This is a genomic window from Variovorax saccharolyticus, assembly GCF_030316765.1.
GTDB classification, from domain to species: domain Bacteria; phylum Pseudomonadota; class Gammaproteobacteria; order Burkholderiales; family Burkholderiaceae_C; genus Variovorax; species Variovorax saccharolyticus.
Genome location: NZ_JASZYT010000006.1, coordinates 354,797 through 374,830, shown reverse-complemented (window position 1 = coordinate 374,830; position 20,034 = coordinate 354,797). Strand labels below are relative to the sequence as shown.

The 20,034-nt window shown below is 69.3% G+C and carries 16 protein-coding genes; 8 read left to right on the top strand and 8 right to left on the bottom strand.

From position 1 onward, the window contains the following. The first annotated feature begins 33 nt into the window (after positions 1-33). On the top strand, positions 34-1,605 hold the full coding sequence (locus QTI45_RS20275; protein ID WP_286655653.1) for a M48 family metalloprotease: 1,572 nt from the start codon (positions 34-36) through the stop codon (positions 1,603-1,605). Positions 1,606-1,626: 21 nt separating this feature from the next. Here QTI45_RS20275 and QTI45_RS20270 read toward each other — a convergent pair whose 3' ends face one another. From QTI45_RS20270 to QTI45_RS20260, 3 genes are read right to left on the bottom strand one after another with little or no spacing between them, the layout of a single operon-like run. After that, entirely contained in the window at positions 1,627-1,983 is a 357-nt protein-coding gene (locus tag QTI45_RS20270) for a phage holin family protein (protein WP_286371789.1), read from the bottom strand. An 18-nt stretch (positions 1,984-2,001) separates the two neighbouring features. Then, positions 2,002-2,466, bottom strand: a complete 465-nt coding sequence (locus QTI45_RS20265; protein ID WP_286371788.1) for a hypothetical protein — start codon at positions 2,464-2,466, stop codon at positions 2,002-2,004. 55 nt (positions 2,467-2,521) lie between these two features. Further along, positions 2,522-3,259, bottom strand: coding sequence for a TerC family protein (locus QTI45_RS20260; protein WP_286371787.1), 738 nt, complete (start codon positions 3,257-3,259; stop codon positions 2,522-2,524). 415 nt (positions 3,260-3,674) lie between these two features. Here QTI45_RS20260 and QTI45_RS20255 point away from each other — a divergent pair, with 415 nt between their 5' ends. Both QTI45_RS20255 and QTI45_RS20250 read left to right on the top strand, forming a co-directional pair. Beyond that, entirely contained in the window at positions 3,675-4,124 is a 450-nt protein-coding gene (locus QTI45_RS20255) for a DUF3717 domain-containing protein (RefSeq protein WP_286655652.1), read from the top strand. Between the two features lie 5 nt (positions 4,125-4,129). Continuing rightward, a complete protein-coding gene (locus QTI45_RS20250) occupies positions 4,130-4,429 on the top strand; it encodes a DUF2007 domain-containing protein (protein WP_286371785.1) in 300 nt (99 codons plus the stop codon). A gap of 8 nt (positions 4,430-4,437) precedes the next feature. Here the strand turns inward: QTI45_RS20250 and QTI45_RS20245 are convergent, their stop codons facing one another. Both QTI45_RS20245 and purB read right to left on the bottom strand, forming a co-directional pair. Next, positions 4,438-4,998 carry a YaeQ family protein gene (locus tag QTI45_RS20245; RefSeq protein WP_286655651.1) on the bottom strand — a complete coding sequence of 187 codons (561 nt, stop codon included), beginning with the start codon at positions 4,996-4,998 and terminating at the stop codon, positions 4,438-4,440. 163 nt (positions 4,999-5,161) lie between these two features. After that, positions 5,162-6,541 (bottom strand): adenylosuccinate lyase, encoded by a 1,380-nt coding sequence (gene purB / locus QTI45_RS20240; RefSeq protein ID WP_286655650.1) that lies wholly within the window; start codon positions 6,539-6,541, stop codon positions 5,162-5,164. A gap of 122 nt (positions 6,542-6,663) precedes the next feature. Between purB and QTI45_RS20235 the strand changes: the two genes are divergently transcribed. Then, entirely contained in the window at positions 6,664-7,275 is a 612-nt protein-coding gene (locus tag QTI45_RS20235) for a glutathione S-transferase N-terminal domain-containing protein (protein WP_286371782.1), read from the top strand. Positions 7,276-7,561: 286 nt separating this feature from the next. Here the strand turns inward: QTI45_RS20235 and QTI45_RS20230 are convergent, their stop codons facing one another. After that, on the bottom strand, positions 7,562-8,185 hold the full coding sequence (locus QTI45_RS20230; protein ID WP_286371781.1) for a glutathione peroxidase: 624 nt from the start codon (positions 8,183-8,185) through the stop codon (positions 7,562-7,564). A 129-nt stretch (positions 8,186-8,314) separates the two neighbouring features. On the opposite strand from QTI45_RS20230, the gene QTI45_RS20225 reads away from it, so the two are divergent. Then, on the top strand, positions 8,315-9,172 hold the full coding sequence (locus tag QTI45_RS20225; protein ID WP_286371780.1) for a ferritin family protein: 858 nt from the start codon (positions 8,315-8,317) through the stop codon (positions 9,170-9,172). Between the two features lie 36 nt (positions 9,173-9,208). Here the strand turns inward: QTI45_RS20225 and QTI45_RS20220 are convergent, their stop codons facing one another. Together QTI45_RS20220 and glnE are read right to left on the bottom strand one after the other, a co-directional pair. After that, positions 9,209-10,234: a septal ring lytic transglycosylase RlpA family protein gene (locus QTI45_RS20220; protein ID WP_444813296.1), complete on the bottom strand. Its 1,026-nt coding sequence runs from the start codon at positions 10,232-10,234 to the stop codon at positions 9,209-9,211. Continuing rightward, on the bottom strand, positions 10,227-13,010 hold the full coding sequence (glnE, locus tag QTI45_RS20215) for a bifunctional [glutamate--ammonia ligase]-adenylyl-L-tyrosine phosphorylase/[glutamate--ammonia-ligase] adenylyltransferase (RefSeq protein WP_286655649.1): 2,784 nt from the start codon (positions 13,008-13,010) through the stop codon (positions 10,227-10,229). Before glnE ends, QTI45_RS20220 begins: the two co-directional genes overlap by 8 nt. 25 nt (positions 13,011-13,035) lie before the next feature. Between glnE and QTI45_RS20210 the strand changes: the two genes are divergently transcribed. The 3 genes from QTI45_RS20210 to QTI45_RS20200 are packed head-to-tail and all read left to right on the top strand — an operon-like array spanning position 13,036 to position 20,025. Continuing rightward, positions 13,036-17,136, top strand: a complete 4,101-nt coding sequence (locus QTI45_RS20210; RefSeq protein ID WP_286655648.1) for a YhdP family protein — start codon at positions 13,036-13,038, stop codon at positions 17,134-17,136. Positions 17,137-17,158: 22 nt separating this feature from the next. Continuing rightward, positions 17,159-17,974 carry a carbon-nitrogen hydrolase family protein gene (locus QTI45_RS20205; protein WP_286371777.1) on the top strand — a complete coding sequence of 272 codons (816 nt, stop codon included), beginning with the start codon at positions 17,159-17,161 and terminating at the stop codon, positions 17,972-17,974. A 5-nt stretch (positions 17,975-17,979) separates the two neighbouring features. Continuing rightward, positions 17,980-20,025 carry a two-component system sensor histidine kinase NtrB gene (locus QTI45_RS20200; RefSeq protein WP_286371776.1) on the top strand — a complete coding sequence of 682 codons (2,046 nt, stop codon included), beginning with the start codon at positions 17,980-17,982 and terminating at the stop codon, positions 20,023-20,025. Positions 20,026-20,034 lie beyond the last annotated feature (9 nt).

Here is a 20,034-nt window from a genome sequence, read left to right as displayed (position 1 = left end):
AGGCCGAGCCATGGACCAGGAATGCCACGCTTGATGACGCCCATCGACCCCCAACCCCTTTCCCCCGCGCCGCACCGCGCCGGGCGGCTGCTGCGCGGCCTGTGCGCCGGGCTGCTGGTCGCCGCGCAGATCGCGCTGCCGCTGCGCGCTCAGGCCCAGCTGCCCGGCATGGGCGACGGCGGCGAGATGACCGCCAGCGCCGAGCGCCACCTGGGCGACCAGATCGCCCGCGAGCTGTACCGCGACCCCGACTACATCGACGATCCGGTGCTGGTCGAGTATGTCCAGGACATCTGGCAGCGCCTGCTCGCGGCGGCGCGCGTGCGCGGCGAACTCACGCCCGAACTCGACGAGCGCTTCGCCTGGACCATCCTGCTGGGGCGCGACCGCAACATCAATGCCTTCGCACTGCCCGGGGGCTACCTCGGGCTCAACCTGGGGCTGGTGGCGGCGGTCGGCAGCCGGGACGAACTGGCCACCGTGCTCGGCCATGAGCTGTCCCATGTCACGCAGCGCCACATCGCCCGCATCATGACCAAGCAGAGCCAGCAGATGCCACTGATGCTGGCCGCGCTGGTGCTGGGCGCGATCGCCGCCACCAAGAGCCGCAGCGGCGACGCCGGCCAGGCGATGATCATGGGCAGCCAGGCGATGTTCATGCAGAACCAGCTGAGCTTCTCGCGCGACATGGAGCGCGAGGCCGACCGCGTCGGCTTCGGCGTCATGACCCAGGCCGGCTACGCGCCGCAGGGCGCGGCGGCGATGTTCGAGAAGCTGCAGTACGCCTCCAGGCTCAACGACAACGGCTCTTATCCCTACCTGCGCAGCCACCCGCTCAACAGCGAGCGGATCGCCGACATGCAGGGCCGGTTCCAGTTCAAGCCCGGGACCTCGGCCGCGCTGCCGCTGGTGATGGACCACGCGATGATCGCCGCCCGCGCTCGCGTGCTCACGCGTCCCGGCGTCGACGTGCTGCGCCAATGGGCCGATGCGCCCGCCGGCAGCGAATTCGCGCGCGGCTCGCCGCCGCAGCAGGCCGGCATGCTCTATGCTGCCGCGCTGTCGGCCAGCGAACTGCGCGACTTCAAGGCGGCCCGCGGGCTGGTCCAGCAACTGGTCGCGCGCACCGCTGGCGATCCGCCCTCGGCGCGCCTTGCCCGGCTGCTGTCGGCCGAAATCGAACTCGCGGCGGGCGCGGCGCCGGCCGCTGCGGCGCTGCTCAACCCGAAGGCCAGGGAGCGGCCCGAGATGATGCTGGCGGCGCAGGCCGCGGTCGCCACCCACAACCCGGCGCCGATGATCCCGCCGCTGCGCGACTGGGTCGCCACCCATCCGCGCGACGCCAGCGCCTGGCGCACGCTCGCCAACCTGTACGGTGCCAACAACGAGCCGGTCAGCGCGATCCGCGCCGATGCCGAATCCAACGTCGCCACGCTCGACCTCGCGGCGGCGCGCGACCGCTTCAAGGCGGCGCAGGACCTGATCCGCAAGCCCGGCTCGGTGCAGATCGACCACTACGAGGCGTCGATCGTCGACACCCGCGCCCGCGCCATCGACGCGCTGCTCAGGGAGCAGGCCGCCGAGGCGAGGCAACAGCAGAGATAGGGGGAGGGCGGAGGCCGGCGATCAGCGCGGCTTGGTGAACAGCCCGCCGAGCGCGGACTCGATCAGCACGCCGAGCAGTGAATAGATCAGCGAGCCGAGCAGCGCCGCAAAGAAGCTGTCGACATGGAAGCCCGACAGCAGCCCGGAGGCGGCCCAGAAGAGCAGGGCGTTGATCACGAACAGGAACAGGCCCAGCGTGACGATGGTGACCGGCAAGGTCAGCACCACCAGCACGGGCCGCACGAACATGTTGAGCAGGCCGATGACGGCCGCGGCCAGCAGCGCCGAGGTGTAGCTCGTGACCTGCACGCCGCTGTAGAGGTAGGCCACCGCCAACAGCGCGAGCGCGCTGAGCAGCCACTTGAGCAGAAGTCGCATCCGGCGGGTGCGCCCCGGCTACTCGGACAGCTCGTTGGCCAGCACCAGCAGCGCGCCCATGCCGATCACCGCGCCGGGCAGCGCCCATCCCGACTGGCCGGCCGGCGGAACGTCGGGCGCCACCGGCTCGAGGTCGACCCCGATCTTCGGCCGGCGGGCATCGACCACCCGCGCGGTTCCGTGCTCCATCTTCAGGCGCTTCGTCAGCTCCGTCAGCGGGCCCTTGGCCAGCACCGGCGTCACCTGCGACCCGCCCAGCTCCAGCACCGGCAGCAACTGCTCCTGCACCTTGGAGAACCACTTGGCGCGCCAGTTCTCGCGTGCGCTGTGGCTGACCCACTTGCTGATGCGGTGGGTCATGCGCGGTGCGCAGGCCACCAGCACCCACTGTTGAACGCCGGCGCTCCCTGCGTCGGCTGGCGCCCGCGCGAGGAACTCGCGCGCGTAGGCGGCGTCGTCTACGTAGAGAATGACCTTTTCCATGTTGGCTCCTTCTTGGATCGGTTGGAGTAGCAGAGACATCGACGGAACAGGGGAATCAGGCGGTTACCGCTTCGCTCGGCTTCGGACGGCGCGAGGCCACCCACTTGCCGATCACCAGCACCAGCAGGGCACCGATGACGCCGGCCGCGTAGCGCACCACGTCGCTCTGCGGAATCTTGGGCACCCAGGTCCAGGCAGCCGCATTGGCCACCGCCGGGTCGGACACCGCCATCGTGCCGGCGATCCAGCCCAGCAGCATGCCGCCCAGCGTGATGATCATCGGGAAGCGGTCCATCAGCTTGATCACCAGCTGGCTGCCCCAGACGATGATCGGGATGCTGACCAGCAGGCCGAACACCACGAGCGGCATCTGGTGGCCTTCACCGGCACCTTGCGCCGCGCCTGCGATCGCGATGACGTTGTCGACGCTCATCACCAGGTCGGCAATGATGACGGTCTTGACCGCGGCCCAGAGCTTGTCGCTGGCGGCGATGTTGCCATGGGCGTCGTCATGCTCGGGGGCCAGCAGCTTGACGCCGATCCACAGCAGCAGGATGGCACCGGCCAGTTTCAGGAACGGGATCGCCAGCAGCGTCAGCGCGAAGAAGATCAGGATCACGCGCAGCAGGATCGCGCCGGCGGTGCCCCACAGGATCCCCTTGGTGCGTTGCGCGGGTGGCAGCTTGCGGCAGGCCAGCGCGATCACGACCGCGTTGTCGCCGCCCAGCAGGATGTCGATCATGATGATCTGACCGACGGCGACCCAGAATTCGGGGGTTAGAAATTGCTCCATGAAGTCCTCTCTGTTTTCGTTTCACTCCCGCTCGCGTGGATCGGTTGAGGCGTCGTATGAGAGAACGGAGTCTCGGGGGCTTGCAACGCTTCGATCAAACCCGCGAGGGCTTATATCGAAGGTCTTGCATGACAGCACGCGGCTGCCCGACAGGCCGGAAGTGTTGTGCTTCGTATTGACGACCTGGCGAACCCACTCCTTAAGAGCAAGCGGGAGCTACTCCCCTTCGTGGCGGAATTAGAGCATCGAGGCCGCTGCGTTGCAACCCGGATCGAAGTGCCTCTTGAAAGAAATGCGCTGGAATCCATTGCCATGGAAGGGTTTTTTGCTACGAATTTCATAGCACTCAATTCCTTCAACCGTTGCGGGACATTGCCCGGACTATGATCGCCGCTCGCATTTTTCCGTCACTTCAATGGCCGCCATTCACATCACCGACATCGAGGCCGCCATCAACTTCTGGCGCGAACGCAAGCCTTCGCCCGACGGCATCACCTTGGCGCCCGAGCTGCGGGCGCTGGCCGAGGTCTACGCGCTGATGGTGTTCCACCACGAGGATGAGGTCGACGAAGTCGGCTTCCCGGCCGCTGCCTGGGCTGCCTGGATGGCCTGGTACCAGAGCACGCCCGACACGCCCTGCATCGCGATCTGTTCGACCAGCCAGGGCGACGACGAATGCAAGGGCTGCGGCCGCAGCTTCGACGAAGTGCAGCATTGGCCCGCCATGACGCCGGCCGAGAAGCGCTCGACCTGGCGCCGCATCACGATGCAGGACAGCGCCTGGCGCTTCAACAAATATTCCGAGCGCGCCCGCGAGGCCAGCCAGGTGCGGCCTGAGAACACGCCGCCCGATCCGGCCGGCTGAACGCGATGCGGCGCCTGGCCCAAGCCCCGAACCTCGCGATCGCGACGCTGTGGGTGCAGATGCTGCGCGACGACGGCATCGACGCCTCGGTGCAGCGCGAGTACCTGGGGGCCGCGGCCGGGCAGCTGCCGCCCGACCAGTGCCTGCCCGAGATCTGGGTCGAGGACGAGGCCCAGTTCGCGCTCGCCGAGCGCCTGCTTCATGAACTGCGCCACCGGCCGCAGCGCCGCTGGGCATGCGCTTGCGGCGAACTGGTCGAAGGCGGTTTCGAGCAGTGCTGGCGCTGCGGCGCGCCGATGCCGTAGCCGGCCCTTCAGCGCAGCCGCACCGGCTCGATGTCGATGCTGCGGCTGCCGTCGCCCAGCATCAGCGCGCCTTCCTGGATCGTCGCCTGCAACTGCATCGAGCGCTGGGCCAGGGCGGCCAACGACTGCGAGGCCGCGGTCGGCACCCTGAACACGCTGAGGTTCTGCGGCCGGGTCAGCTTGTTCTCGATCCCGCGCCACCAGATCTCGGCCGCGTGGTTGAAGCAGTAGACGATCACGTCGTCGGCCTTGCCGCAGGCCTTGATCACCGGCTTGTCCTCGGGTTGCCCGACCTCGATCCAGAGCTTCACCTGGCCGGTGAAATCACGCAGCCAGACATCGGGCTCGTCCGGGTTCGAGAGGCCGGCGCCGAAGGCCAGCGTGCCGTCGCCGTTGCACACATCCTGCAGCTTGTGGGCGTTGAGTGCCAGCGCGACCAGGCGGATCATCATCCGCTCGTCGGTCTCGCTCGGGTGGCGCGCCAGCGTCAGCGCGTGGTCGGCGTAGTAGTTGTGGTCGATGTCGGCGACCGCGAGACTGGCCTTGAAGATCGTGGATTTGAGTGCCATCAGATTCGCCGCCGGGCCGCCCCAAGGCGAATCAGCCCCCTCGGGGGGCAGCGAGGACACGAAGTGCCGAGCGTGGGGGCGTCGATTCGCCGCCGGGCCGCCCCAAGGCGAATCAGCCCCCTCGGGGGGCAGCGAGGACACGAAGTGCCGAACGTGGGGGCCCTCATGCCCGCCGGGCCAGTTCGGCGGCCTTGCCGGTGTAGCTGGCTGGGGTCATCGCCAGCAAGCGGTCTTTCTCGTCCTGCGGAATCTCGAGCGAGCGGATCAGCCCATGCAGCGCCTCGGCGGTCACGGTCTTGCCGCGCGTGACTTCCTTGAGCTGCTCGTAGGCGCCCTGCACGCCGAAGCGGCGCATCACGGTCTGGATCGGCTCGGCCAGCACTTCCCAGGCGGCATCGAGGTCGTCGGCCAGCGCTTCCTCGTTGAGCTCGAGCTTGCCCAGGCCGGTCGCCAGGCTGGCATAGGCCAGCGTCGCGTAGCCGAAAGCGACGCCGATGTTGCGCAGCACGGTGCTGTCGGTCAGGTCGCGCTGCCAGCGGCTGATCGGCAGCTTTTCGCTCAGGTGGCGCAGCACCGCATTGGCCAGGCCCAGGTTGCCTTCGGCGTTCTCGAAGTCGATCGGGTTGACCTTGTGTGGCATCGTCGAGGAGCCGATCTCGCCCGGCTTCAGCCGCTGCTTGAAATAGCCCAGGCTGACGTAGCCCCAGATGTCGCGCGAGAAATCGACCAGGATGGTGTTGGCGCGCGCCACGGCATCGAACAGCTCGGCCATGTAGTCGTGCGGCTCGATCTGGATGCTGTAGGGCTGGAAGCTCAGGCCCAGTCCCAGCGGCGCGGGCGTCTCGACCACCTTGCGGCTGAAGCCTTCCCAGTCGAACTCGGGCCAGGCGGCCAGGTGGGCGTTGTAGTTGCCGACCGCGCCGTTCATCTTGCCCAGCAACTGGACCGCGGCGATCTGCTCGCGCGCCTTGGACAGGCGCACCGCGACGTTCGCCAGCTCCTTGCCCACGGTGGTCGGGCTGGCGGTCTGGCCGTGGGTGCGCGAGAGCATGGAGACGTCGGCGAACTTGGCCGCCATGTCGCGCAGGGTGGCGATCAGGCCGTCGATGGCCGGCAGCATGACCTTCTCGCGGGCGGCCTGGATCTGCAGCGCGTGGCTGGTGTTGTTGATGTCCTCGCTGGTGCAGGCGAAGTGGACGAATTCGGAGGCTGCCAGCAGTTCCGGCCGGGCCTCGAATTTCGACTTGATCCAGTATTCGACCGCCTTCACGTCGTGGTTGGTGGTCTTCTCGATCTGCTTGATCGCGATCGCGTCGGCCTCGGAAAAATTGGAGACTAGGCCGAGCAGGTACTTGCGGGCGCCGCCCGTGAGCGGCTTGAATTCGGCGAAGCCGCAATCCGAGAGGGCGATGAACCATGCCACCTCGACCTGCACGCGGCGGTGCATGTAGCCCTGTTCGCTCATCAGCGGACGCAGCGTCGAGAGCTTGGCCGCATAACGGCCGTCGAGGGGGGAAAGGGCGGAGACGGTGGAGAAACTCATGGGCGAATTTTAGGTTGCGGCAGGGCCGAAGCAATTTCGCAGGGCTTCGCTCAGCATTCCGTGACGCGCATTCCCCTAGAATCAAAGCGCTACAACGATGACCCTGATGGGGGAGTGCCTGCATGAAACTGATCGGATCCGCTGCCAGCCCGTACGTGCGCAAGGTGCGCGTGGTCATGGCCGAGAAGCGGCTCGATTACCAGTTCGTGATCGAAGACGTCTGGTCTGCCGATACCACGATTTCCAGTTCCAACCCGCTCGGCAAGGTGCCCTGCCTGATCATGGACGGCAGCGAGGCGATGTTCGACTCGCGCGTGATCGTCGAATACCTCGACACGATGTCGCCGGTCGGCAAGCTCATCCCGCAGCAGAGCCGTGAGCGCGCCGAGGTCAAGACCTGGGAGGCGCTGGCCGATGGCGTGATGGACGCCGGCCTGCTGCTGCGCATGGAGGCCACCTGGGTGCACCGCGCGGACAGCGAGCGCAGCCAGGCCTGGATGGACCGCCAGCGCGGCAAGATCGACAACGGCATCGCGGCGATGGCCAAGGGCCTGGGCGACAAGCCCTTCTGCAGTGGCATCCATCTGAGCCTGTCGGACATCGCCGTGGGCTGCGTGCTGGGCTGGCTCGATTTCCGGTTTCCCGAGATCGACTGGCGTGCCGACCACGCCAATCTGGCCAAGCTGTTCGACAAGCTCATGCTGCGCCCCAGCTTCGCCGATACCAAGCCCTGACCGAGCCCCCAGCGGCCCAATGAAAAAGCCCCGCACGCGGGGCTTTTTGCTTCCCGAGGCCGGCGCAGCCAAGCCCGTTCGTGAAGGCAGGCATAAAAATGTTACGAGGCGCCCCGACGCGAAGGAGGGAGGGAGGGAGGAGGAGAAGAATCGCCTCGGGATTTCAACCAGACGACAGGCGCCCGGAAGACCTCGCAACATGAAAACCGACCGGGCCATCGCGCCCGGAATCGGTATGAGCGCGAGGTCGGTGGGCCGGTTCCCAGAGAGAAGTAAGCGTTTGTGACTAGTTCGAACGTGTTTCAAAAGAAGGCTTCGCCGCCGCCACCGGCGCTGCGCCGAGCTGCTTCTCGATCTCCCGGACGAAGGCGCGGTCGTCCGGTGCGGTCATGCTCGAATAGGAGTCCACGACCTTGCCATCGCGGCCGATCAGGTACTTGTAGAAATTCCATTTCGGCGTGGTCCCGGAGATTTGGGCCAGCTGCTTGAAGAGCGGACTGGCATCGGGCCCCCGGACCGAGGATTTCGCGAACATCGGGAATTTGACGCCGAAGGTGCTTTCGCAGAAATCGGCGATTTCCTTGTTCGAGCCGGCCTCTTGGGCGAAATCGTTCGACGGGAAGCCCAGCACCACGAGCCCGCGCGCCCGGTATTTGCTGTCGAGTGCCTCGAGGCCCTTGTACTGGGGGGTGAAGCCGCAGAAGCTCGCGGTGTTGACCACCAGCACGACCTTGCCCGCGTACTGGCACAAGGACTGCGGCTTTTCATCCTGGAGCCGGGGGAAAGTGTGTTGCAGGATGGCCGGGCAGCCGGGCGCGGCGGCCGCCTGGGCGCCGGCCCGCAACGGCAGGACCGCCGCCAGTGCCGCGGCGGCGCATAAAGGCAGTAAAGATCCGAAGGGTATTCGCATGGCTGTCTTCCCCGAGTGAAATGGATCTCGAATTCGCCGAGATTGGACGTGCGGATTCGCATCATCGCGCGCCTGTCACGTGCTTGTCGGGCCGGCCGACTAAAATCCGTCGGCTTAAGAAAGACATTGATGCTCTATCCGGAACTCTTCAGACAACTCGAATCTGTCCGCTGGGACATGGACAAGGATATTCCTTGGCAGTCTTTCGACGCAACCCGGCTCACCGACGAGCAGGCCCAGACCATCAAGATGAACGCGATCACGGAATGGGCGGCACTGCCGGCCACCGAGATGTTCCTGCGCGACAACCGTCATGACAGCGACTTCTCGGCCTTCATGTCGATCTGGTTCTTCGAGGAGCAGAAGCACTCGCTCGTGCTGATGGAATACCTCAAGCGCTTCAGCCCCCAGCATGCGCCGACCGAGCAGGAACTGCACGAGGTGCGCTTCGACTTCGATCCGGCGCCGCCGCTCGAAACCCTGATGCTGCATTTCTGCGGCGAGATCCGCCTGAACCACTGGTATCGCCGTGCCGCCGAGTGGCACACCGAGCCGGTCATCAAGCACATCTACACCACGCTGAGCCAGGACGAGGCGCGCCATGGGGGCGCCTACCTGCGCTACATGAAGCGCGCAATGGAGAAGTTCGGCGACGAGGCTCGCTCGGCCTTCACCAAGGTCGGCGTGCTGATGGCCAGCGCGCGCCGCACCGCGCAGGCGCTGCATCCGACCAACCTGCACGTCAACAAGGCGCTGTTCCCGAACGACACCATCCAGAGCCGCGTGCCCGATCCCGACTGGCTCGAGCACTGGCTCGACAAGCAGATCAAGTTCGACGCCGTCTGGGAGAACAAGGTCGGCGACCGCATCCTGCACAACCTGAGCCTGCTGATGAACCGCAGCTTCAAGACCGTGCAGGAGCTCAACCGCTACCGCAAGGAACTGGCGGCTTCACTGGGTCCCAAGCCCGAATACCAGGGGGCCTGAGCTCGCCCCCGGGTTGCCCGGTTGCGCCGGCCGCCTCTATCTCCGCTCGACGATCACCGGGGCCAGCTGCAATCCGTTGCGGATCTGCTCGGCGGTGTCGCGCGCGAGTTCACGCGATGCGAAGGGCCCCGACTGCAGGCGGTGCGTGCCGTTTTCGCTGAAGACGTTGAGCGTGCCGGTCAGCAGCGGCATGTCGCGCACGACCTGCTGCTGGAAGCGCTGCGCGCCGTCGCGCTGGCTGAAGGCGCCCAGCTGCACCCAGTAGCCCGGCCCCGGGCCGGCGCTGCCTGACGCGCGCGGCGCGGCTTCCGGCGCCGGTGCGGCGGGCGGCAGCGCCAGCGGAGCCATCGGCGGCAGCGCGCTGATCTCCATGGCGTCGAAGCGGGAACTGGCGACCACCGGCGTGGTCATCGTCGATGGCACGGCGACCGGCTCCGCGGCGCCGGCGACCGGCGGCTGCGTGCGCTGCGCCACCGCCGGCGCATCGCCGCGCCGCCAGGCCCCGGTGCGGATGTCCTCGTTGGTGAGGCGCTCGATCTCCACCGGTGCGACGCCGCGCAGCAGGTCGAGCTTGAGCGCGGCGGTGTAGCTCAGGTCGATCACCCGGTCTTCGTGGAACGGACCGCGGTCGTTCACGCGCACGATCACCTCGCGTCCGTTGGCCGGATTGCGCACCCGCACGTAGCTGGGCAGCGGCAGCGTCTTGTGCGCTGCCGTCATGGCGTACATGTCGTAGGGCTCGCCGCTGGCGGTCGACTGGGCGTGGAACTTGGTGCCGTACCAGGACGCAAGGCCGCTTTCGCGAAACGGCCGGTCGTCGACGATGGGCGTGTACGACCGGCCGAGCACCACGTAGGGCTTGCTGGTGCCGCCGCTGCTGCGGATCGCCTCCACGCGGGGTTCGGCGTCGGGCACCTGGCCGAGGCCGGAGGGCGGATTGGCGGCGGCGCCGTCGCGCCCGCCGCGCGGTCCGCTCGCGCAGCCGGCGACGAGGACCAGCGCCGCAGCCGAAATCCAGACGGCGATCCGCGACGCCACGACGTGGGGGCCAGGTTCAGCCAAACACGGCCCTCCACAAGGCCAGCATGGCTTCGCGCTCGGCCACCAGCGCGCTCATCGGCACCTGGGTCGGTTCCTCGTTGAGGCGGGCCCGGTGCTGCACGCGCCGCAGCTCCCGGTAGGCGGATGCGGCCGCCTGGCCGACGCCTGCCGGCAGCAGGCCGGCGGCCTCCGCCCGCTGCAGCAGCGCGATGTTGCCCACATTGGGCACCAGTTCGGGATGCGCCTTGGATTCCGACAGCACCAGGAACTGCACCGCGAATTCGGCATCGACCATGCCGCCCGGGCTGTGCTTGACATCGAAGCGCTCGGCCTTGACCGGGCGCGCGGTGCGCACCTTCTCGCGCATCGCGACGATTTCGGCCTTGAGGGCCTCGCGGTCGCGCGGTGCCGTGATGACCGCCTCGCGCACGCGGTCGAAGCGCTCGGCGAGCGCCGGCGCACCGAGCACGAAGCGCGCGCGGGTCATGGCCTGGTGCTCCCAGGTCCAGGCGGTGTTGCTGCCGCGGCCGAGCTGGTACTTCTCGTAGGCCTCGAAGCTGGTGGTCAGCATGCCCGAGTTGCCATTCGGGCGCAGCGCGGTGTCGATCTCGAAGAGGTCGCCCTCGCGGGTCTTGACCGTGAGCCAGTTGATCAGCTTGCGCACATAGGCCGCGTAGACCTCGCCGGCACGCTCGTCCTCGTCGTCGTAGACGAACACGATGTCGAGGTCGCTGCCGTAGCCCAGCTCCTTCCCTCCGAGCTTGCCGTAGCCGATGATCGCGAAGCGCGGCTGCTCGCGGTGCGGATTGCGCACCTGCGGCCAGCACCAGCGCGACGTGACGCGCAGCACCGCATCGGCCAGCGCGCTCAGGTCGTCGGCCACCTGCTCGACCGTGATGCGGCCGTCGACGTCGCGCGCCAGGGTGCGGAACAGCTCGGCATGGTGGGCGTGGCGCAGCAGGTTCAGCAGGCGCTCCTCGTCGGCCTCGCCGGTCTGCGTCAGCGAACGGTGGCGGTCTTCGAGTTCGCGCTCGAAGTCGGCCGCGACGAAGCGCCCCGACAGCATGGCGCTGCTGGCCAGTTCGTCGATCACGCCGGGATGCTGCATCAGGTAGCGCGCCGGCCACTTGGCCGAACCGAGCAGGCGCAGCAGCCGCTCCTGCACCGCGGGACGCTCGACCAGCAGCGCGATGTAGCTGTCGCGGCGCAGCAGAGGCTCGATCCAGTCGGCCCAGCGCAGCGCGGCGTCGACATGGCGGCTGATCTTGCCCTGGGCGTCGCTGTCGGGCTCGCGCAGCCACTGGCCGGTGCGCTGCACCAGCTGGCGCAGGCGGGCCCGGGTGTCGTCGCGCAGCGCCAGCACCCGCGGGTTCTCGGCCCAGGCCTTGATGCGCTCGGCGAAGGCCTCGGGCAGCGATTCGATCAGGTCGGCCAGATCGACCGGGGAAGCGGCCTGCGCTCCGCCCTTGCAGCCGGAGCACGGCTTCTTGCCGCCCAGCAGGGTGTCGAACTCCTGGGCGACGAATTCGCGGTGGGTGTCGAGCTGGGCCAGGAAGGCGCAGCAGTCGGGATAGCCGAGGGTCTGCGCGATCCAGCGCAGGTCGTCGTCGTTGACCGGCAGCACATGGGTCTGCTGGTCGTCCAGGTACTGGATGCGGTGCTCGACCCGGCGCAGGAACTCGTAGGCCGCAGCCAGCGCATCGGCCGTATCCTGCGGCATCAGGCCGGCGCGCGCCAGGCGCTGCAGCGCGTCGAGAGTGGGCCGGGTGCGCAGTTCAGGGAACTGGCCGCCGCGCACCACTTGCAGCAGCTGCACCGTGAACTCGATTTCGCGGATGCCGCCGCGCGACAGCTTGACGTCGTTGGCGCGCTCGGGCCGGCCGGCGCTGCGCCGCGCCGCCTGCTCGCGGATCTGGCGGTGCAGCGTGCGCAGCGAATCGAACACGCTGTAGTCGAGGTAGCGCCGGAAGACGAAGGGCAGCACGACACCGCGCAGCGCCTGCGCCGAGCCGTCCGCCACCACCGCCGCGGGTGCGACGACCCGGCTCTTGAGCCAGGCGAAACGCTCCCATTCGCGGCCCTGGACCTGGAAATACTCTTCCAGGGCGTCGAGAGAGACCACGCTGGGCCCGGAATTGCCGTTGGGACGCAAGGCCAGGTCGACCCGGAACACGAAGCCGTGCTCCGTGGTGTCCCCGACCAGCGCGTAGATCCGCTTGACCGCGCGGGCGAAGTACTCCTGATTGGCCAGCCGCGAACGGCCCTCGGCGTTGCCGCCGGTCTCGCCGTCGTGGTCGTAGAGGTAGATCAGGTCGATGTCGCTCGACACGTTGAGTTCGCGGGCGCCGAGCTTGCCCATGCCGACCACCCACAGCTGCGCGCGCCGGCCATCGGCCGCGAGCGGCTCCCCGTGCGCCTCGTCGAGCTCGGCGCAGGCTTCGCGGCAGGCGACGTCGAGCGCGAACTCGGCCAGCTCGGTGACTGCGGTCGTCACCACCGCCAGCGGGGCCTGCCGGTCGCAGTCCAGGGTGACCAGCCGCTCCATGACCAGCTGGCGCACGATGCGCAGCGCGTCGGCGGCGGGATCGCCGCGCTCGCGCAGCGCGCGGTAGGCCTCCGTCATGTGGGTGCGCCGCGGCTCGCCCGGCGGCAGCAGCGAGAGCTCGCCCGCGTAGCGTCGGCGCAATCGCTGAACGAAACGCGAAGAGTCCGACAACGGCGGTGATTCGGATGATGATGGCGACCGATGCGCGGCGGCTTCGGCGCCGGTGGAACCCGGCTGGGAGCTGGCGGTCATAATTCCTGACACAGCGCGATCCTCAATGAACGACACGACGTCTTCCCCTTCACGTCTGCTCAAGATCACCGCTGCGACGGCGCGCTGGTTGTTGGGTTTGCTGATCGGTGCATGGCTCCTGCTTGCGCTGTCAGTCGCTGTCCTACATTTCTGGATTGTGCCGCGAATCGGCGACTACCGTGGCGCGCTCGAGGCGCAGGCCTCACGCGCCATCGGCGTACCCGTTCGCATCGGCGCGATCGCCGCCCGTTCGGGAAGCCTCTTTCCGACTGTCGAAGTGCGCGACGTGGTGCTCATGGACGAGCGCAGCCAGGCGGCGCTGCGGCTCGAGCGGGTGGTGGCGAGCGTGTCGCCGCGCTCGCTCTGGAACCTCAGTTTCGAGCAGCTCTACATCGAGCGGCCCCAGGTCGAGGTGCGGCGCGACGCGCTCGGCAAGCTCCATATCGCCGGGCTCGACATGTCGAACGACACCAGCGGCGGCGGCGACGGCGCCGACTGGTTCTTCGCCCAGCGCGAGGTGGTGGTGCAGGGCGGCACCGTGCGCTGGACCGACGAGCAGCGCAAGACGGCGCCGCTGCTGCTGACCGACGTCCAGTTCGTGGCCCGCAACGGCTCCCGGCGCCACGCGATGCGCCTGGACGCCACGCCGCCCGCCGGCTGGGGCGAGCGCTTCACGCTGCGCGGCCAGTTCCGCCAGCCGCTGCTGTCGGTGCGCAGCGGCAACTGGCGCACCTGGGACGGCCAGATCTATGCCGACCTGCCCTATATGGATATGACGCGCCTGGGCCGCCATGTCGACCTCGATGCCCGGATCCGGGAAGCCTCGGGCGGCCTGCGCATCTGGGCCGACGTCAACGACGGCGAGTTCACGGGCGGCGCGGCCGACCTGGCGCTGACCCGCATCGATGCCTCGCTCGGCAAGGCGCTCGAGCCGCTGGTGCTGCGCGACGTGACCGGACGCCTGAGCGGCAAGCGCGGCGACGGCTTGCTGGAGTTCGCCACCAGCCGGCTGCAGTTCGATACCGCCGACAACTTGCGCTGGCCCGGCGGCAACCTGTGGTTCCAGCGCACGGACGCCAAGGGCCGGACCGCCGAGCGCAGCGCCCTGCGTGCCGACCGGCTCGATCTCGGGGCGCTGGCGCTGATCGCCGACCGCCTGCCGCTGGGCGACACGATCCGCAAGCAGATCGAGGCCTACCGGCCGCGTGGCCTGGTCGAGCGCATCGAGGCCAGTTGGCAGGGTGCGGCCGGCGAGCCCACCAGCTACCAAGCCAAGGGGCGCGTGAGCGCGTTCAGCGTGGCCTCGCAACCTGGCGAGGCGGTCGCGGCGGCGCCAGTGCCTGCCGGCACGACCGCGCCGACGCCGCACGAGCCGGCCGGCCGGCCCGGCGTGCGCGGCGCCACGGTCGACTTCGATGCCAGCCAAGCTGGCGGCAGTGCCAGCCTGACGATCGCCAACGGCGCGCTCGACCTGCCCGGCGTGTTCGAGGACCCGGTGGTGCCGCTCGAACGGCTGTCGACCCAGCTGCAATGGAAGGTCGATCGCGGCGCGATGCAGATGCAGGTGTCGAACCTGCGCTTCGCGAACGTCGACGCCGAGGGCGAGGCCCAGGCCAGCTGGCGCACCAGCGACCCGGCGGCCTCGCGCGGCGCCGATCGCTATCCGGGCGTGCTCGACCTGCAGGGCCGGCTGACGCGGGCCGACGGAACCCGCGTCTGGCGCTACCTGCCACTGCACATTCCGAAGCACACGCGCGACTACGTGCGCGACGCGATCACCAAGGGCACGGCCAGCTCGGTCGATTTCAAGGTCCGGGGCGACCTCTGGGACATGCCCTTCATGGACCCGAAGCACGGCGACTTCCGCATCGCCGCGAAGGTCGCCGACGTCAGCTATGCCTACGCGCCGCCGATGCCGGGTTCGACCGCCCACTGGCCGGCCCTCACCGGCCTGTCGGGCGAGCTGGTGTTCGAGCGCGCCGGCATGGTGGTGCGCAATGCCCGCGGCCGCATCGCCGGCGCCCAGGGGATCGAAGTCACCCGGGCCGAGGCCCAGATCGCCGACATGTCGCACCATGCGCCGCTGCTCAAGGTCGATGCGCAGGCCCGGGGCCCGCTCGGCGAACTGCTGCGCGCCGGCGGGCCGCTCGCCGGCGAAGTCGGCGGCACCCTGGCGGAGATGCGCGCCACCGGCAACGCCGACTACAAGCTGCGCCTCGAGCTGCCGCTGGAGGCGATGGACAAGACCAAGGTACAGGCCAGCATCGTGCTGGCCGACAACGAGCTGCAGCTCGCGGCCTCTGCGCCAGCCCTGACCCAGGCGCGCGGCACGCTGAACTTCACCGAGAGCGGGTTCTCGCTGGCCGGCGTGCAGGCCCGCGGGCTCGGCGGCGCGATGCGCATCGACGGCAGCGGCCGCTTCGTCGGCAAGCAGGCGCTGGACATCCGCGTCCAGGGCACCGCGACCGCCGAGGGGCTGCGCGCGGCCCAAGAGGTCGACTGGCTGGCCCGGCTGACGAAGAACGCGAGCGGCAGCACGCCTTATTCGGCCAACTTCTCGGTGAATGACGGCGCGTCCGAGTTCCTGCTGACCAGCAGCCTGCAGGGCCTGGGACTTCAATTGCCGGCGCCGATGGCCAAGGCGGCCGAGGACGCGATGCCGCTGCGGGTCGAGAAGAAGGTGGTGCTGCGCGAGGCCCGCGCGGCCGGTGCCGCACCGCTGGTGCACGACCAGATCTCGCTCGAACTCGGCAAGGTCGGATCGGCCAGCTACGTGCGCGACATCTCGGGCCGCGAGGCGCGCGTGCTGCGCGGCGCCATCGGCATCGGGCTGGAGCCGGGCGAAAGCGCGCCGCCGCCCGAGCGCGGCGTGTTCGCCAACATGCGCTTCGCACGGCTCGACCTGGGCGCCTGGCAGTCGCTGTTCAGCGCCGCCACCGGCAAGGCGCCCGAGGCGGTGGCGAATGTCGAGAACGCCGACGACGCGCTGGCCTACCTGCCGACGGTGATCGCGCTGCGGGCGCAGGAGCTCGCGTTCGGCGGCCGCACGCTGCACGACGTGGTGCTCGGCGGCACGCGCGACGGCCAGCTCTGGCGCGCCAACGTCGATGCGGTCGAGCTCAGCGGCTATGCCGAGTACCGCCATGCCCAGGCCGGGCGCCTCTACGCGCGCCTGGCCCGGCTCAAGATCGCCCGCAGCGAAGCCACCGCGGTCGAGTCGCTGCTCGACGAGCAGCCGAGCACCCTGCCGGCACTCGACATCGTGGTCGACGATTTCGAACTCTTCGGTCGCCGGCTCGGGCGGGCGGAGATCGACGCCGTGAACCGCGGCGGGGCCGGGCGCGACTGGATGCTGAACAAGCTCGCGCTCAGCAACCCGGATGCCACCTTCAATGCCCAGGGCAGCTGGTCGGCGCCGCCGTCCGGCGCCGGCGGCGCACGCGAGCAGCGCCGCACCGCCATGGACTTCAAGCTCGACATCGCGGATGCCGGGGCGCTGCTGAACCGCTTCGGCATGAAGGACGTGGTGCGGCGCGGCCGCGGCCGGCTCGAGGGCGAGGTGAGCTGGACCGGCTCCCCGTTCTCGATCGACTACCCCAGCCTCGGCGGCCAGCTGAAGATCGACGTCGAATCGGGGCAGTTCCTGAAGGCCGACCCGGGCATCGCCAAGCTGCTCGGCGTGCTGAGCCTGCAGGCCCTGCCGCGGCGCCTCACGCTCGACTTCCGCGACGTCTTCAGTGCCGGCTTCGCCTTCGATTTCCTGCGCGGCGACGCCAAGATCGTCAGCGGCGTGGCCTCCACCAACAATCTCCAGATGAAGGGCGTCAACGCCGCCGTGCTGATGGATGGCTCGGCCGACATCGCGCGCGAGACCCAGAGCATCCGCGTGGTGGTGGTGCCCGAGATCAGCGCCGGCACCGCGGCGCTGGTGGCGACCGCGATCAACCCGGCGATCGGACTCGGCACCTTCCTGGCACAGATGGTGCTCAGCCGGCCGCTGATCGCCGCCGCCACGCAGGAGTTCCAGATCGACGGCACCTGGACCGACCCCAAGATCACCCGTGTGCCGCGGCGTTCGTCGCCGGCGGCCCTGGGTGCGCCGGCCGAGCCGACGGTCCCTCGTTGAGAACAGGCAAACAGGAGACGCCATGAAAGTCGCAGCCATCCAGATGGTGTCGGCCATCGCCCGCGAGGCCAACCTGGCGCGCGCCCACGACCTGTTGGCCGAGGCGGCGGAGGCGGGCGCCGAGCTCGCGGTGCTGCCCGAGTACTTCTGCATGATGGGACGGCGCGACACCGACAAGCTGGCGCTGCGCGAGACCGCCGGCGCCGGCACGGTGCAGAGCTTCCTGGCCGACGCGGCACGCGAGTTCGGCCTCTGGATCGTCGGCGGCACGCTGCCGATCGAGACCGACGACGACCAGCACGTGTTCAACAGCTCGCTGGTCTACGGGCCGGACGGTGCCCGCGTCGCGCGCTACGACAAGATCCACCTGTTTTCCTTCGACAACGGCCGCGAGCGCTACGACGAGAGCCGCGTGATCGCGCCCGGCACGCAGCCGGTGTGCTTCGACCTGCCCTCGCGCGACGGCCACGCCTGGCGCATCGGCATGAGCGTCTGCTACGACCTGCGCTTCCCGGAGCTCTATCGCGCGCTGTCCCGCCAGGGCGCCGAGCTGCTGCTCGTGCCCAGCGCCTTCACGCGCACCACCGGCGCCGCCCACTGGGAGGTGCTGCTGCGCGCGCGGGCCATCGAGAACCTCGCCTGGGTGGTCGCGCCGGCGCAGGGCGGCACCCACGAGAACGGCCGCCAGACCTGGGGCCAGTCGATGGTGGTCGATCCCTGGGGTTCGATCGCGGCGCAAGAGGCCGAGGGCGAGGCCGTGGTCATGTTCGACATCGACGCCGCCCGGCTCGAGGCTGCGCGCGCACAGCTGCCCGCGCTGGCCCACAGCGTGATCTGAAGCCGGTGTCCACGCCTGCATTGCCCGTCGCCCGCGTCCTGCGTCCTGCGTTCGCGCGGCTGCGATTCCTGCGCTCGGTCTGGCGGCGCTGGTTCCTCTGGGTGCTGCTGGCGATCCTGGTGCTGGCGCTGCTGGTCACGGTGGTCTGGCTGGCCGGCCGGCACGAGGTCGAGCAGACCCAGACCGTGCTGGACCGCGACACGGCCGATGCGGTGTCCGACTTGCGCGACGGCCTGCAGCGCAACGTGCAGACGCTGCGTGCCTCGCTGGCCGGCGGCGCCGACCGCGAGCAGTGGGAGACCCGGGCCGCGGGCCTGCTGCGGGACCATCGCGAGTGGCTGCGCCTCGAATGGCGCGACCCGGCGCTGCGTCCGCTCGCCGCGGTCGACTCGCCCTATCGCCGGCGGGTGTTCAGCGACAACGAGCGCGGCCCCGACCAGATGGACGTCGAGCTGGCCTGCTCGACCGCCCGCAAGCTGGGTGCGCCGGCCTACTCGCCGAGCCACTACGTGGCCGCGCTGCAGGGCAGCGGCCTCGAAGTGCTCGAACTGTGCGTGCCGGTCGAAGGCGGTGGCTACCTGGTGGCCGCCTACTCGCTGCGCGACACGCTCACGGAGCTGCTGGCGCCGATGCTCAGCCGCGGCCAGGAAGTCGCCTTCACCGAGGCCGACGGAACCCGGCTGGTGGCGATCGGAGCGCCGCGGCGCATCGGCACGCGGGTGTTCACCTCGCAGCAGCTGATCGACCTGCCGGGCGTGACCCTGATGCTGCGCATCGACGGCTGGCGCGCCGTGCCCGACCTATTCCCCAACATGCTGACCGCGCTGGTCACTGCGATCTCGATCGCGCTGGTGTCGGTGCTGGTGCTGCTGGCGCGCGATACGCGGCGGCGCCTGCGGGCCGAGCGCGACCTTGCCGATGCGCTGGCCTTCCGCAAGGCGATGGAAGACTCGGTCATCACGGGCCTGCGCGCGCGCGACCTGCAGGGCCGCATCACCTATGTCAACCCGGCCTTCTGCGAGATGGTGGGCTTCAGCGCCGAGGAGCTGATGCACAGCGATGTGGAGGTGCCCTACTGGCCGACCGAGCTGGCGCACGAGTACCAGCGCCGGCAGGCGGTCCGCCTGGCCGGCGCGACGCCGCCGCGCGAAGGCTTCGAGTCGGTCTTCATGCGCAAGGACGGCAGCCGTTTCCCGGTGCTGATCTTCGAGGCACCGCTGATCAACGCCCAGGGTTCGCAGACCGGCTGGATGAGCGCCTTCATCGACATCAGCGAGCAGCGCCGCATCGAGGAGCTCTCGCGTGCCAGCCAGGAGCGGCTGCAGGCCAGCGCGCGGCTGGCCACCGTCGGCGAGATGGCCTCGCTGCTGAGCCATGAACTGACGCAGCCGCTGGCGGCGATCGCCAGCTACGCCAGCGGTTCGCTCAACCTGCTTAGCGCTGACGGCGCACCGCAGGCCGGCGAGCACCAGGAGGTCGCGATGGCGGTGCGCCGCATCGCCGAGCAGGCCGATCGTGCCGGCCAGGTGATCCGCAGCGTGCACGACTTCGTGCGCCGTCGCGACCGCACGCGCGAGTCGGTGACGCCGCAGGCGCTGGTCGACGCGGTGCTGCCGCTGGTGCGGCTGCAGGCGCGCAAGCTGGGCGTGCGCGTCGAGCTTGCGTTCGAGGATCACCTGCCGGCCGTGGTCTGCGACCGCACCCTGGTCGAGCAGGTGCTGTTGAACCTGGCGCGCAACGGCATGCAGGCGATGGACATGCCCGAGCTGAGCGAGCGCGTGCTGCGGCTGCGGGTGGTGCGCGCCAGCGGCAGCCCGGGCCCCGATGCGCGCCGCTGGCTCGAGTTCTCGGTCGCCGACGTGGGCTGCGGCATCAGCGACGAAGTGGCGTCGCGCCTCTTCACGCCCTTTTTCACGACCCGCCCCGACGGCATGGGCCTGGGCTTGAGCCTGTGCCGCACGGTGGTCGAGCAGCACGGCGGCGTGCTGATGCACGAGCCGCAGCGGCCGCGCGGCACCATCTTTCGTTTTACCCTGGCGACCGCCAGCTGACTCTCACCT

Coding starts and splice junctions, on each gene's coding strand:
- QTI45_RS20275 (WP_286655653.1), top strand. CDS start 34: ATGACGCCCATCGACCCCCAACCCCTTTCCCCCGCGCCGCACCGCGCC.
- QTI45_RS20270 (WP_286371789.1), bottom strand. CDS start 1,983: ATGCGACTTCTGCTCAAGTGGCTGCTCAGCGCGCTCGCGCTGTTGGCG.
- QTI45_RS20265 (WP_286371788.1), bottom strand. CDS start 2,466: ATGGAAAAGGTCATTCTCTACGTAGACGACGCCGCCTACGCGCGCGAG.
- QTI45_RS20260 (WP_286371787.1), bottom strand. CDS start 3,259: ATGGAGCAATTTCTAACCCCCGAATTCTGGGTCGCCGTCGGTCAGATC.
- QTI45_RS20255 (WP_286655652.1), top strand. CDS start 3,675: ATGGCCGCCATTCACATCACCGACATCGAGGCCGCCATCAACTTCTGG.
- QTI45_RS20250 (WP_286371785.1), top strand. CDS start 4,130: ATGCGGCGCCTGGCCCAAGCCCCGAACCTCGCGATCGCGACGCTGTGG.
- QTI45_RS20245 (WP_286655651.1), bottom strand. CDS start 4,998: ATGGCACTCAAATCCACGATCTTCAAGGCCAGTCTCGCGGTCGCCGAC.
- purB (WP_286655650.1), bottom strand. CDS start 6,541: ATGAGTTTCTCCACCGTCTCCGCCCTTTCCCCCCTCGACGGCCGTTAT.
- QTI45_RS20235 (WP_286371782.1), top strand. CDS start 6,664: ATGAAACTGATCGGATCCGCTGCCAGCCCGTACGTGCGCAAGGTGCGC.
- QTI45_RS20230 (WP_286371781.1), bottom strand. CDS start 8,185: ATGCGAATACCCTTCGGATCTTTACTGCCTTTATGCGCCGCCGCGGCA.
- QTI45_RS20225 (WP_286371780.1), top strand. CDS start 8,315: ATGCTCTATCCGGAACTCTTCAGACAACTCGAATCTGTCCGCTGGGAC.
- glnE (WP_286655649.1), bottom strand. CDS start 13,010: ATGACCGCCAGCTCCCAGCCGGGTTCCACCGGCGCCGAAGCCGCCGCG.
- QTI45_RS20210 (WP_286655648.1), top strand. CDS start 13,036: ATGAACGACACGACGTCTTCCCCTTCACGTCTGCTCAAGATCACCGCT.
- QTI45_RS20205 (WP_286371777.1), top strand. CDS start 17,159: ATGAAAGTCGCAGCCATCCAGATGGTGTCGGCCATCGCCCGCGAGGCC.